This is a genomic window from Methylobacterium sp. GXS13 (assembly GCF_001455965.1).
GTDB lineage: Bacteria > Pseudomonadota > Alphaproteobacteria > Rhizobiales > Beijerinckiaceae > Methylobacterium.
Genome location: NZ_LKKO01000018.1, coordinates 74,388 through 87,648, shown reverse-complemented (window position 1 = coordinate 87,648; position 13,261 = coordinate 74,388). Strand labels below are relative to the sequence as shown.

Annotated in this window: 13 protein-coding genes; 9 read left to right on the top strand and 4 right to left on the bottom strand. The window is 70.5% G+C overall.

From position 1 onward, the window contains the following. Window positions 1-13: 13 nt before the first annotated feature. Window positions 14-763, bottom strand: coding sequence for a sigma-70 family RNA polymerase sigma factor (locus AO398_RS05485; RefSeq protein ID WP_058191018.1), 750 nt, complete (start codon window positions 761-763; stop codon window positions 14-16). A gap of 273 nt (window positions 764-1,036) precedes the next feature. Here AO398_RS05485 and AO398_RS05480 point away from each other — a divergent pair, with 273 nt between their 5' ends. The 6 genes from AO398_RS05480 to AO398_RS05455 all read left to right on the top strand — a co-directional run bounded on the left by AO398_RS05480 (window position 1,037) and on the right by AO398_RS05455 (window position 7,156). Then, complete coding sequence (locus tag AO398_RS05480) at window positions 1,037-2,218, top strand: YihY/virulence factor BrkB family protein (protein ID WP_058191017.1); 1,182 nt, start codon at window positions 1,037-1,039, stop codon at window positions 2,216-2,218. Between the two features lie 293 nt (window positions 2,219-2,511). After that, window positions 2,512-2,964 (top strand): acyltransferase, encoded by a 453-nt coding sequence (locus tag AO398_RS28130; protein ID WP_210171925.1) that lies wholly within the window; start codon window positions 2,512-2,514, stop codon window positions 2,962-2,964. A 218-nt stretch (window positions 2,965-3,182) separates the two neighbouring features. Beyond that, window positions 3,183-4,487, top strand: coding sequence for a LarC family nickel insertion protein (locus AO398_RS05470; RefSeq protein WP_058191016.1), 1,305 nt, complete (start codon window positions 3,183-3,185; stop codon window positions 4,485-4,487). Further along, entirely contained in the window at window positions 4,484-5,299 is an 816-nt protein-coding gene (locus AO398_RS05465; RefSeq protein WP_058191015.1) for a hypothetical protein, read from the top strand. The genes AO398_RS05470 and AO398_RS05465 overlap by 4 nt, the downstream gene beginning before the upstream one ends. Then, window positions 5,296-5,976, top strand: coding sequence for a nickel pincer cofactor biosynthesis protein LarB (gene larB / locus AO398_RS05460; RefSeq protein WP_058191014.1), 681 nt, complete (start codon window positions 5,296-5,298; stop codon window positions 5,974-5,976). Before AO398_RS05465 ends, larB begins: the two co-directional genes overlap by 4 nt. Window positions 5,977-6,031: 55 nt before the next feature. Beyond that, window positions 6,032-7,156 carry an aldo/keto reductase gene (locus AO398_RS05455; protein ID WP_058191013.1) on the top strand — a complete coding sequence of 375 codons (1,125 nt, stop codon included), beginning with the start codon at window positions 6,032-6,034 and terminating at the stop codon, window positions 7,154-7,156. A gap of 34 nt (window positions 7,157-7,190) precedes the next feature. On the opposite strand, the gene AO398_RS05450 is transcribed toward AO398_RS05455, so the two are convergent. Both AO398_RS05450 and AO398_RS05445 read right to left on the bottom strand, forming a co-directional pair. Next, window positions 7,191-9,464 (bottom strand): xanthine dehydrogenase family protein molybdopterin-binding subunit, encoded by a 2,274-nt coding sequence (locus AO398_RS05450; RefSeq protein ID WP_058191048.1) that lies wholly within the window; start codon window positions 9,462-9,464, stop codon window positions 7,191-7,193. Between the two features lie 144 nt (window positions 9,465-9,608). Further along, window positions 9,609-10,154, bottom strand: coding sequence for a PepSY domain-containing protein (locus tag AO398_RS05445; protein ID WP_058191012.1), 546 nt, complete (start codon window positions 10,152-10,154; stop codon window positions 9,609-9,611). A gap of 221 nt (window positions 10,155-10,375) precedes the next feature. On the opposite strand from AO398_RS05445, the gene AO398_RS05440 reads away from it, so the two are divergent. The 3 genes from AO398_RS05440 to AO398_RS05430 all read left to right on the top strand — a co-directional run bounded on the left by AO398_RS05440 (window position 10,376) and on the right by AO398_RS05430 (window position 12,310). Next, window positions 10,376-11,614 carry an alanine--glyoxylate aminotransferase family protein gene (locus AO398_RS05440; protein WP_201025712.1) on the top strand — a complete coding sequence of 413 codons (1,239 nt, stop codon included), beginning with the start codon at window positions 10,376-10,378 and terminating at the stop codon, window positions 11,612-11,614. Between the two features lie 108 nt (window positions 11,615-11,722). Then, window positions 11,723-12,010 (top strand): hypothetical protein, encoded by a 288-nt coding sequence (locus AO398_RS05435; protein WP_058191010.1) that lies wholly within the window; start codon window positions 11,723-11,725, stop codon window positions 12,008-12,010. 51 nt (window positions 12,011-12,061) lie between these two features. Then, window positions 12,062-12,310, top strand: coding sequence for a hypothetical protein (locus AO398_RS05430; RefSeq protein ID WP_058191009.1), 249 nt, complete (start codon window positions 12,062-12,064; stop codon window positions 12,308-12,310). Window positions 12,311-12,322: 12 nt separating this feature from the next. Here AO398_RS05430 and AO398_RS05425 read toward each other — a convergent pair whose 3' ends face one another. Further along, window positions 12,323-13,087, bottom strand: a complete 765-nt coding sequence (locus AO398_RS05425; RefSeq protein WP_058191008.1) for a 3-hydroxyacyl-CoA dehydrogenase — start codon at window positions 13,085-13,087, stop codon at window positions 12,323-12,325. Window positions 13,088-13,261 lie beyond the last annotated feature (174 nt).

The window sequence follows — 13,261 nt, the reverse complement described above, 5'->3', positions numbered from 1 at the left end:
CCCTCAGGGCCCGTCAGGCCGTGGTTCCCGTCACCGACAGCATCACCCCGTCGTTGCCGATCTCGGCTCCGGTATAGCCGAGCATGCGGGCGAGCTGCTCCCGGGCGCGCCAGACCCGGCTCTTCACCGTGCCGATTTGGCAGTTCATGACGGCGGCGGCTTCCTCGTAGCTCAGGTTCTCGATCGCCACGAGGACCAGGGCCTCCCGCATCACCGGCGCGAGACGTTCGAGGGCGGCGCGTACGTCCTGGAGGTCGAGGTGGCCGCCCTGCTCCGGCACGCTGGTCAACCGCTCGGCATAGCTGCCGTCGGTGTCGGCAACCTCACGGCCGTGCTTGCGGTGCTGGCTGTAGAACACGTTGCGCAGGATCGTGAACAGCCACGCCTCCAGGTTGGAGCCGGGGGTGAAGCCGGCGCGCCCACGCCAGCCGCGCAGCAGCGTGTCCTGCACCAGATCGTCGGCCGCAGCCGGATCGCGGGTCAGTGAAACGGCGAAGCGGTGCAGGGCCGGGACCACCTTCAGCAGGCCGGCCCGGAACGTGGCCTCCCGCTCGCCCGCGTCCAGATTTTCATCCTTGGCGAGCGCAGCGTCGAGGCGCGCCAGCAGGTCGGCAAAGCGATCCGAGGCAGCCCCCGGGGTCAGGCCGACCCGATCGTAGGTGAGGCCGAGCAGGGCTCCGAGATGAATGCGGACCGCCTCCGGCAGGCCGTGCCGGACGTCGCGGGCCGGATCGAGCAGGGGATGGCCTTCTAGGTCGGGCATCAGGTCCGGGCGTCGGCGAACGGGCCGGTCGTGCCCGTCGAAACCGGTTGTGGCGTGCTTGCGTCGCCCTTGCCCCAACATGGGTTAGAACCCGCCGCATCGACGGTGAAACCGGTCCAATACAAGCAAGACTGCGGCACTGAGGGCTGGATGCTGCCCTGGATCACAACAGCCCGGCGAACCGGGACCGTGCCGCGGCGTTCCCCTCTGGGATCTGTGGGCCGTCGGGGGGCGGATTGCAGGCGATCCGTGACTCCGTGCCGAGGCGTAGCGATGGCTTTTCCCGATCCAGACCGCAGCGTGACCCGCGAGCCCGGGGGGGCGGCCTCAACGGTCTGGACCCTGGCCCTCGCCACCGCGCTCGTCGGCTTGGTCGCGTTCCCGCGCCGGGCGGCCGGCCCCGCCGGGCCGCAAGCGGATGCGCGCCCCCGGCCCGCCTTCGCGGGTTCCTCGGCGCACGAGCCTTCGCCCACGCATGAGGGCGACGACGCGAAGGCGGTCGCCCGGACCCAGGCCGATCGTGGGCGGGGCGCCAGCCATCCGGCCGAGATTCCCGCCAAGGGCTGGAAAGACATCGCGCTGCGCACCTATCGCGACATCGGCGAGAACCGACTGCCGCTGATCGCGGCGGGCGTGACGTTCTTCACCCTGCTGGCGATCTTCCCGGCTGTGGCGGCGCTGGTCTCCTGCTACGGCCTCGTAGCCGACGCCTCGACCATCAACGATCAACTTGCCAGCCTCCAAGGCATCATGCCCCAGGGCGCCCTCGACATCCTCGACGATCAGGTCAAGCGTCTGAACGAGAAGGGCAACACCGCGCTGGGCTTGAGCCTGATCGTCAGCATCGCCCTGTCGGTCTGGAGCGCCAATGGCGGCGTGAAGCACGTCTTCGACGCGCTCAACATCGTCTACAACGAGCGCGAGAAGCGCAATTTCGTCCTGCTCAACGTGGTCTCCCTCGGCTTCACCGCGGGAGCGCTGGCCTTCCTGATCCTGGCTCTGGCCGCGGTCGTGGTGCTGCCTGTGGTGCTGACTTATGTCGGGCTCGGCACCGATGCGTGGTGGCTGACCCTGGTGCGCTGGCCGGCGCTGCTCGTGGCGGTCCTGCTCGGGCTCGCCATGCTCTACCGCTACGGCCCGAGCCGGGACGCGCCGCGCTGGCGCTGGGTGACGCCCGGGGGCGCATCGGCCGCCCTGCTGTGGCTCGTCGCCTCGCTGCTGTTCTCCTGGTACGTCGCCCATTTCGGCAGCTACAACAAGACCTACGGCTCGCTCGGCGCGGCCATCGGCTTCATGACCTGGATCTGGATCTCCACCATGATCGTGCTCGCCGGCGCCCAGCTGAATGCCGAGATGGAGCACCAGACCGCCGAGGATACGACGGTGGGCGAGCCCCAACCGCTGGGCACGCGCCGGGCTCGGATGGCGGATTCCGTGGGGGCCGCCGCCGCGTGAGGCGACCGGCGCACCGCTCGCCGTGATCGGTGCGTTGCCGGTGCCTCGCCCGGATGCGGAGGCGGGGAACCCGGGCGCACGGACGAGCGCGCCGATGTTGACGCGCGACCTGATGCGCTTGCCCTGGGTGTCGTTTCTAGAATAATATTTGATTGTACCGTTGCATCATCGGCGGTCGGAGATGGGCTTCTAAATTGCTGGCGCCTTATTTATTCCGAATATACGTCTTCTTTGTTTTGAGCATATACAATCAGCTGCCAAATTTTTACGTGCTGAACGGTGTCCGATGTGCGTTGCTGCGCACTATTGGCGTTCGAATCGGGGCAAGATCCCATATTTCAAGTCCGCTCGTTTTCGAGCAAAGTCTCGGCGAAGAGACGGTACGCGGCCTTACGATCGGGTATCAAACGTTTGTCAATTCCGAAGTCCGGTTTGCGTGCCGAAATTCTCGGATCGCGATCGGCAATCGATGCATGATCGGTCCCAGGGTAAGCTTCGAAACATCGACCCATAATCTTGTGATTGAAGATTTTCATGATCGTGTCGATGAGACGCGTCTGACTTTCCATAGAGACATCGTCGTGCGCGATGGGGTCTGGATCGGGGTCGGCGCCATCATCTTGTGCGGTGTCACGATCGGAGAGCAATCGATCGTTGCGGCCGGTTCAGTCGTAACCAGAGATGTGGAGGCGGGAATATTGGTCGGCGGTGTTCCGGCGAGGATGATCAGGCGGATCGTCGCGTAGCGACATCAAACGTTGCGCCGGAGTCCCCGGTTTCGATCGGGTGCCCCATCCTGGGCCGAGCCCATGCGGCGACTCGCGCGGCACCGGCGGATTGAAGGCCCGGCCCGGACCCACGGCGATACGCCGCGTCGCCGGATCGGGGCCGTGTCCCTTGCCTTGGGCTCGCGGCGGCCGATCTGAGCAGCATCAGGATTCCGGTTCGGGCTCACCGACACACTATGCACATTCACCTCGACGCGCTCGGCGGCGTGGCCGGCGACATGTTCGCTGCCGCGCTGCTGGATGCCTTTCCCGAGCATCTGGATGGCGTGCGCGCGAGCGTGCGGGCGGTCGATCCGCGCATCGCCTGCGCGGCGTCCGCGCACAATGACGGCATCCTGCGGGGCTCGCGCTTCGCGGTCTCGGATCCCGGGGCGGAGGCAGCGCCTGCACCGCATCGGCATGGCGGCCACGCGGACCACCACCATCACGACCATCACCATCACGATCACCCGCACAGCCACGCCCACGATCCGGCGCATCACGGCCACCGGCCCTGGTCCGAGATCCGTGCGGAGCTGGAGCGGGCGGAGCTCGCGCCGGCCGTCCGGGCGCATGCGCTCGCGATCTTCGGGCACCTCGCCGAGGCGGAGGCCCGGGTCCATGGCATCGCGGTCGACGCGGTGGCGTTCCACGAGGTCGGCGCCTACGATTCGATCGCCGACATCGTCGCCGCCGCCCACCTGATCGCCGCGCTGGACGTGCGGAGCTGGAGCGTCTCGGCCCTGCCGCTGGGTTCCGGGCGGGTCCGGACCCAGCACGGTCCCCTGCCGGTGCCGGCCCCCGCCACCACGCTGCTCCTCGAAGGCTTTCCGACCCTCGACGACGGGATTGCGGGCGAGCGCGTGACCCCCACCGGCGCCGCGATCCTGCGCCATCTCTGCGGCCTCGATCCCGGGCGCGGCCGGCCCTCCTTCACGATCGGGCGGAGCGGCATCGGCTTCGGCACAAAGGTCCTGCCGGGCCTCAGCAATTGCCTGCGCGTCCTGGTACTCGACGAGGCAGCCGCATCCCGGCCGGACCGGGGCGAGCTCGCCGTCCTCGCGTTCGAGATCGACGATCAGTCGGGCGAGGACCTGGCCATGGGTCTCGACCGCCTGCGCGCGGAGCCCGGCGTGCGCGACGTCGTGCAGATGCCGGTCCTGGGTAAGAAGGGCCGGATGATGGCCCATATCCAGGTCCTGGTTCAGCCCGAGAGCCTGGAGGCGGCGATCGCCGCCTGCTTTCGCGAGACCACCACGATCGGGCTGCGCCACCACCGGGTCGCGCGCGCGGTGCTCGACCGCGAGGCCGTGACGGTCGCGCCGGAGGGGCACTCGGTCCGGGTCAAGGTGGTCGACCGGCCGGGCCGGGGCACCGCCAAGGCCGAGGCCGACGACGCCCTGCGCCAAGCGGGCCAGGCCGACCGGGCGCGCCTGCGCCGCGAGGCCGAGGCCCTCGCCCTGCAACAAATCACGCAAGAGTTCACGAAGGAGGAGCGGTGACGCGCGCGCATCTCGAAGCCGTGCTGGCGGAACTCGGGCCCGTCGCGGTGGCGGGAAGCGGTGGGGTCGACAGCCTGACGCTGGCCACCCTCGCCCACCGGCTGGCGCCGCGCGCGGTCTTCGTGGTCCACGCGGTCTCCCCCGCCGTGCCCGGCGAGGCGACCGCGCGGGTCCGGGCCGAGGCCGCCCGGGAGGGCTGGGACCTGCGGGTGATCGAGGCCGGCGAGTTCGCCGACCCGGCCTACCGGGCCAACCCCGTGAACCGCTGCTTCTTCTGCAAGACCAACCTGTACGGGGCGATCCGCAGCGTCACCGAGCGGCAGATCCTGTCCGGCGCCAATCGCGACGACCTCGGCGAGTACCGCCCCGGCCTCGACGCCGCCCGGGAGCACGGGGTGCGCCACCCCTACGTGGAGGCGGGCCTCGACAAAGCGGCCGTCCGGGCGCTCGCCCGCGACCTCGGCCTCGGGACTGTGGCCGACTTGCCGTCCGCGCCGTGCCTGTCGAGCCGGGTCGAGACCGGCATCCCGATCGAGCCCGAGACCCTGGGTTTCATCCACGCGGTCGAGCGGCTGGTCGGCGGCGCCCTCGATGCCGGCACGGGCGCCGGCCGGGCCGTCCGCTGCCGGGTGCGCGCCGAGGGCGTGGTGGTGGAACTCGATGCCGGCAGCCTCGCCGCCCTGGACTCGACGCGGCGCGAAAAGCTCGGGGCCGGCATCCGGGAGATCGCGCCGCCGCGGCTGTCCGGCCCGGTCCGGTTCGCCCCCTACCGGGTCGGCAGCGCCTTCCTGACCGGAGCCTCCCCGACATGAGCGTTGCGGACGAGTTCACCCTCGACTTCGCCCGGCCTGAGCGGATCGGCCTGGAGGAGGCGATCTTCTGCGCCGGCAAGAGCCCTGAGCAGATCGACGCGATCCTGGTCGCCGCCGGGGACCGGGGCGCCTCGCTGCTCCTGACCCGGCTCGACCCGGAGAAGTGCTCCCGCCTCGGGCAAGCGGCGCGGCTCGACTATTGTCCGGTCTCGCGCACGGCGGTGTTCGGGCAGCCCCCGGCCGTCGCCGGTCCGGCCCGGGTCGCCGTCGTTGCGGCCGGGACCTCGGACGTCCCGGTCGCCCGGGAGGCCCTGCGCACGCTCGGCTATGCCGGCCGGGCCGCGACGCTGTTCGCCGATGTCGGCGTCGCCGGCCTGTGGCGGCTGACCACGCGACTGGAGGAGATCCGGGCGCATCCGGTGGTGATCGTCGCCGCCGGAATGGATGCGGCGCTGCCGAGCGTGGTCGGCGGCCTCGTGGCCGGCGCGGTGATCGCGGTGCCGACCTCCGTGGGCTACGGCGTCGCCGCGGGCGGGCGCGCGGCCCTCGACGCGGTGCTGGCGAGCTGCGCCCCCGGGATCACGGTGGTCAATATCGACAACGGGTACGGGGCGGCCTGTGCCGCCCTGCGTCTGCTCAACGCGGCGAGCCGCCTCGCCCAGGAGGCCGAACGATGATGTCCCGCCACCCGTTACCGCACGAACCCCAATTCTTCCCGAACGGAGATATCCGATGGAACGCCGCAGCTTCCTCCAGGGCGCCGTGCTCGGCGCGGGCATCACGGGAACAGGCCTCGCGGGCGCCGGCAGCGCAGGTGCTGCCGTGAGCGTCCCGCCGCTTCCGAACACCCGGCCGCAGGACCCGGCCGACCTGCCGCTGATCTCCGATCCGGGCGAGCGCCGGGGCGAGATGCTCTACCGCACCTTCGGGCGAACGTCCGAAAAGATCTCGGCGATCGGGATGGGCGGGTTCCACCTCGGCAAGAGCGCGGTGACCGACGACGAGGCGACCAGGCTGATCCACGAGGGCGTCGATCGCGGCATCACCTTCATGGACAATTGCTGGGACTACAACGACGGCCGCTCCGAGCTGCGCATGGGCGCGGCGCTGGCCCAGGGTGGCTACCGGGACAAGGTCTTCCTGATGTCCAAGATGGACGGGCGGACCAAGGAAGAGGCGCTCAAGCAGATCGACCAGTCGCTCCTGCGCCTGCGCACCGACCGGATCGACCTCGTCCAGCACCACGAGATCCTGCGCTACGACGACCCGGACCGCGTCTTCGCGGAGGGCGGTGCCATGGAGGGCTTCCTGGAAGCCAAGAAGCAGGGGAAGCTGCGCTATATCGGCTTCACCGGCCACAAGGACCCGCGCATCCACCTGCAGATGCTGGCGGTGGCGCAGGAGCGCGGCTTCCAGTTCGATTCCTGCCAGATGCCGCTCAACGTGATGGACGCGCATTTCCGCTCGTTCGGCCATCTCGTGCTGCCGCACCTCGTGGCCGAGGGCATCGCGCCGCTCGCCATGAAGACCTTCGGCGACGGGGTGATCCTGAAGGCCGACGCGCCGATCAAGCCGCTGGAATACCTGCACTTCTCGCTGAACCTGCCGGTCTCGGTGGTGATCACCGGCATCCAGAACCAGCGCGATCTCGACCAGGCCTTCGAGGCGGTGAAGACCTTCAAGCCGATGGACAAGGCGGCGGTGGCCGAATTGCTGTCGCGCGCGAAGCCCTACGCGCTGGAGGGCAAGTACGAGCTATTCAAGACGAGCGCGACCTTCGACGGCACCGCCAAGAACGCCGCCTGGCTCGGCGAGGACGTGCAGAGCGTGAAGAAGCTCGCGCCGACGATGGAGTAAGGGCAGCCCGGGGGCCGGGCGCCCTTGCCCGCCCTCAGGCCACATCCTCCAGCTGGATCGGCAGCTTGCGGATCCGGCGCCCGGTGGCGTGGTGCACGGCGTTGGCGATGGCCGCGTTGACGCCGATGATGCCGAGCTCGCCCAGGCCCTTGAGGCCGAGGGCGTCGACCTGATCGTCCGGGTCCGGCACCAGCAGCGCCTCGACCTCCGGGGCGTCGGCCGAGGTCGGGACGAGATACTCGGCGAGATCCGGATTGCGGTAGGCGGCTCCGTCCAGCACGGTCTCCTCGAGCAGCGCCGAGCCGAGGCCCCAGATCATCCCGCCGGTGAGCTGGCTCCGGGCGGTCAGCGGGTTGAGGATCCGCCCCGCCGCGAAGGCGCCCGTGAGCCGGGCCACCCGGATCTCTCCCGTCTCGCCATGGACGTGGACCTCCGCGAACTGGGCCCCGAACCCCCAGGAGACCGAGCGCCCGCCCCCGCCGAAGGCCAGCCCGATATGGCCTTGCCGCAGGCTCGCCAGCGCCTTCTCCCGGTCGCCGCCCGCGGGCACGAACTCGGCCAGCGTCTCGACCCCCGCGGGGCCGATCGCGTCGGCCAGCGCGACGCCGGTGCCGTCCGGGGCTGAAAGCCGCCCGCCCGCCAGCGACAGGGCGCCCGGGTCCTGCCCAGCAAGCCCGCCGCCGGAGGCGGTCGCCGCCCGGGCCAGGTTCTCCCGGATCTGATCGCAGCCCAGCGCCAGGGCGTTCATCAGGCTCGTGGTCGTGCTCGACCCGCCCGAGATGCCGGCCGCCGGTAGCGCCGTGTCGCCGAGCCGGACCGTCACCCGCTCCACCGGCACGCCGAGACCCTCGGCCGCCCCCATGGCCAACAGCGTGGTGATGCCGTTGCCGATCTCGTGATGGGCGCAGGCGACCTCCGCGGTCCCGTCCGGGTTCAGCCGCACCCGCATCGTCGCGGCCGCGATCTTCACCGGCCGCACCGAGGCCGCGCAGCCCAGTCCCACCCGCCAGGGCCCGTCCCGCATCGTGCCCGGGCGCGGTGCCCGGCGGCCCCAGCCGAAAGCCCGCGCGCCGGCGTCGAAGCAGGCCATCAGCGGCCGGGTCGAGAACGGCTTGCCGGAGACGGGATCGATCGGGGTGTCGTTCAGCCGCCGCAGGGCGATCGGATCCATCCCGAGGGCCACGGCCGCCTCGTCGGCGGCGCTCTCCAGGGCGAACAGATAGGGTACCTCCGGCGGCGCCCGCATCGGCCCCGGCGTGTTGCGGTCGACCCGCACCGCCCGCTCCTCGGTTCGGATCGCCGGGCAGGCGTAGAGGCTGGCGGTGACCTCGGCGCCTTCCATGACGAACGGATCGAACCGCGACGTGACCGTCTCGGCCTCGTGCACCAGGGCGGTGAACCGGCCGTCGCGGTCGGTCCCGAGCCGGATGTCGTGACGCGATTCCGGCCGGTAATTGGCGATGGTGAAGCATTGCCGCCGAGTTGGCACCAGCGACACCGGCCGACCGAGACGTCTGGCCGCCAGGGCGACCAGGGCCGTGTGCTGCGACAGGGCGAATTTCGAGCCGAAATGGCCGCCGATCAGCCCGGATACGACCCGAACCTGTGTGGGGTCGAGGCCGAGCTGCGCTGCGAGCCCGTGCTGCACGGCGCCGACATAGCGGGTCGGCTCGTGCACAGTGAGCCTGTCGCCGTCCCAGGCGGCCCGGGTGGTGAACAGCTCGATCGGGTTGTGGTGCTGGACCGGGGTCTCGTAGCGCGCCTCGACCCGGATGGCGGCGTTGCGCCATCCGGCCTCGGCGTCGCCCCGGGCGATATCTTCGTGCTGAGCCTTGAGGTCCGCCAGCCGGACGGTCTCGGCCCCGGCCGCGTCGAAGCCGCCGGCGGCGGGCTCCTCCGCGTAGGAGACCCGAACCGCACCGGCGGCCTCCTCGGCCGCCTCCTGGGTCTCAGCCACGACCAGGGCTACGATCTGGCCCGCATAGGCCACCGCGTCGGAATCCAGCGGCCGGTGCGAGCTGTTGGCGTAGCCGCCGGCCATCAGGTGCTTCACCGGTGCCACCGCCCCGGCGAACGCCCGGTGGGTGAAGATCCCCAGCACCCCCGGCACCCGCTCGGCGGCGCCGAGGGCGAACCCGGTGACCCGGCCCCGGGCGATGGTGCTGGTGACCAGGGCGGCATAGGCCATCGTTTCCGGACCGGTCCGGTCGGAGGCGTAGAGCGCCCGTCCGGTCACCTTGTCGGGGCCCTCGACCCGGGTATGGGCCGTCCCGAGGATTCTCTGGGGGGCCTGCGTACCTGATTCCATGTTGGCGCTCCCGATCCGCAGTCTCGTTCGGGAGCAATCGCCGAGGCGGCCGCCCGGCTCCGCGTCCGAGCGCCGGGGCGACACCATGCAGCGGCGGGGCAGTTTTGGGGCTGCCCCGCCGCTTCGGATGGTGATCCTACAGGATCAGTCGACCACCTTGCCGTCCGGGCCGACCTTGACCGTCTGCTCCTTGTCGGCGCCGGCCACCTTGATCTCGTACTCGACCGCGGAGCCCTCCTTCTCGACCTCGGCCTCGTAGGCCTTGCCGCCGCCCGCCTTCTGCTCGGCGATGACCAGCGCGTCCTTGAGCGAGGTCTTGGCGTTCTGGAAGTCGGCGGGCTTCAGCCGGGTGAAGTAGCGCTCGATCGGCTGGTTCTCGGTCTTGTACAGGGCGCCGGTATCGGCGTTGATGCCGTATTCCACCAGCTTGCCGCTCGGGTAGACGACCTTGATCGCGTAGTGGGCCGGGTCCTTGCTGCCTGCCTTCTCGAAATCGGCGTCGATGGCGCGGCCGCCCTTCTCGTCGCCCTGCGCCTGGGCTGTGGTCAGTGCCTGAGCAAGGCTGACCTTGGCGACCTTGGCGACCTTCCACTCCTTCAGGTTGCTGTCGGTCTGGGTGGCGGTCTGGGCCAGGGCGAAGCTCGTGGAGAGCGCGAGCAGGCCGGCCGCGGTGGCAAAGCGTTTGATCATGGCGGGTTTCCCTTTGCGGGTTCGATCTTGGTGGCTTGGGTCTTGGGACCGAGAAACGCCGAGGCCCGGATGAGGTTTCCGCCGATGGGAAAAAACGCACCGCTTGATCGGAGGGCCGCGGATCCCTAGCACCGCTCCCAACCGCGACATGGCCCGAAGCGACATGGCCAGAGGATTGCGTCGCCCCGCCCGGAATGCGCGACAACGAAGGAAGACAGCCCGTGCTCGATCAGATCGGCGAGATCGACCCGCCCCAGCGGCTCCTGATGGGGCCGGGCCCCGTCAATGCCCATCCACGCGTGCTGCGCGCCATGTCGGCCGACCTGCTCGGGCAGTTCGACCCCGAGATGACCGCCTATATGAACGAGGTGATGGCGCTCTACCGCCCGATCTTCGGCACCGAGAACCGCTGGACATTCCTGGTCGACGGCACGGCGCGGGCCGGGATCGAGGCGGCTCTGGTGAGCCTGGTCGCCCCCGGCGAGCGGGTGCTGGTGGTCAATTTCGGCCGGTTCGGCCTGCTGCTCACCGAGATCCTGGAGCGGGTTGGCGCCGTGGTCGAGACGGTGGACGCGCCGTGGGGCGAGGTCGTGTCCCTGGAGGCGATCGCCGCCGCTGTGGAGCGCTTCGGCCCGAAGGTCGTGGCCACCGTCCACGGCGACACCTCGACCACCATGGCCCAGCCCCTTGACGGGCTCGGCGCGCTCTGCCGCCGGGCCGGCGCCCTCTCCTATGTCGACGCCACCGCGACCATCGGGGGCATGGAAATCGCCGCCGACCGCTGGGGCGTCGACGTGGTCACCGGCGGCCTGCAGAAATGCCTCGGCGGCCCCTCGGGCTCGTCGCCGATCACCGTCTCGGCGGCAGCGGCCGAGCGGATCTTTTCCCGGCGCCATGTCGAGCACGGCATCCGCCGGGACGACATCGACGACGGCTTGGGCGTGCGGATCGGTTCGAACTACTTCGACCTCGCCATGATCATGGATTACTGGTCGGAGAAGCGGCTGAACCACCACACCGAGGCGACCACGATGCTCTACGGCGCCCGGGAATGCGCCCGGGTGCTGCTGGGCGAGGGGCTGGAGGCCTGCCACCGCCGGCATGCGGCCGCCGGGCGCGCGGTCGCGGCGGGCATCCGGGCGATGGGGCTCACCGTGTTCGGCGACGACCGGTACCGGATGACCAACGTCACCGCGCTCCACATCCCGGACGGGATCGACGGCGAGGCGGTGCGGCGCCGGATGCGGGAGGATTTCGAGATCGAGATCGGCACCGCCTTCGGGCCGCTGGCCGGCAAGGTCTGGCGGATCGGCGCGATGGGCTACAACGCCCGCAAGCACAAGGTGCTGATCACCCTGGGCGCCCTGGAGGCGGTCCTGCGGGCGGAAGGCTTCTCCGTCCCGCCGGGCGCCGGCGTCGCGGCGGCCCTGGCCGCCTGGACCGAGAGCGCGGCCGCCTGACCGCGGCGCGTCCCGGGATCGACCTTACCGGCCGCGGGAGCGTATGGCTGGCCCGAGGCGTCGCCCGTCACTCGGATGGTGCGGCGGCCTGATCCCGGGAGACCGTGCATGCCCGACACGCCAGAAGCCGGCGCACCGCCCCAGGTTGACGGCGGCATCGAGGCGCCGGTCGTCTATTTCGAGTCCGTCTCGGCCTTCGGTGTCGGGGCGGGGATCGGGCGGATGACCCTGGAGATGGAAGTCTACGAGCCCACCACGCCGGGTGCCCCGTCGCGGACGCGGCGGCGCCTCGTCGCCCATCTGCGCGGGCCGCTGCCCGCCTTCGAAGCCCTGCGCAGCGCCGTCAACCAGATGGAAGCCATGCTGACCCCGCCCGCCGGCGAGCGGCCGAATTGAAGCCTGCGGTCGCGCAGACCGGAAGCCGGCGCCACCCCCACGGAGCACCCCATGAACGCCAACGAGCCGGAACCGCTGGACGACTTCACCCGCGTGCACGCGAAGCTCTCCGCCCTGGAGATCGTTCTGGGCGTTCTGATCGGCCGCCTGTCCGAGGAGAACCCGGAGATCCGCGAGGACGTGAAGCGCGATGTCGCCGCGATCCTGTCCGACATGCCGATCGAGGGCCCGAGCGAGGAGCTGATCGTCACCGAGGTGCGCCGGGCCGCCGCGCTCCTGACCAGCGTCTCGATCGGCTGAACCGACTTCGCTTCAGCGGGGCGGCATCCGCAACGCCCCATCGAGGCGGATCGTCTCGCCGTTCAGCATCGGGTTCTCGCAGATGTGCCGGACGAGGTCGGCATATTCCGACGGGCGGCCCAGCCGCGGCGGGAACGGCACGCTCTGGCCGAGCGCGTCCTGCACCTCCTGGGACATCCCCGCCATCATGGGCGTCTCGAAGATGCCCGGCGCGATGGTGACGACCCGGATGCCGTGGCGGGCCAGCTCCCGGGCGATCGGCAGGGTCATGGAGACCACGCCGCCCTTCGAGGCTGCGTAGGCCGCCTGCCCGATCTGCCCGTCGAAGGCCGCGATCGAGGCGGTGTTGACGATCACCCCCCGGGCACCCTCCGCATCCGGCGCCTCCTTGGCGATCGCCGCGGCGGCGAGCCGGATCATGTTGAACGTGCCGATCAGGTTGACCGACACCGCTCGGGCGAAGCTGTCGAGCCGGTGCGGGCCGTCGCGGCCGATCACCTTCTCGCCCGGCGCGATCCCGGCGCAATTGACCAGCCCGTGCAGGTGCCCGAACGCGTCGAGCGCCGTCTGGACCGCCGCCTGACCGTCCGCCTCGCTGGTGACGTCGGTGGCCGCGAACCGCGCCTGCGCGCCCAGCTCCGCGGCCACACCGGCCCGGGCCTCCCGGGCGATGTCGGCCACCACGACGCTGGCGCCCGCTGCCACGAGGCTGCGCGCCACGGCGGCGCCCAACCCCGAGCCAGCGCCGGTGACGATGTAGACGCGATCCTTGATCATCCTGGCTCCCCCCGCTCGTCAGAAGCCCCGGCGTAGCGCGGGATCGTGAAACCCGGAAGGCCATCCAAGCAGCTGGACCATTGACGTGTGAAAAATTCCCACATATGCAGGATGAAGTCATCGCGGGTTGTCGCATCTAGTTTTGCTTGTCGTTTCGCCGATAATGCAAAGTAA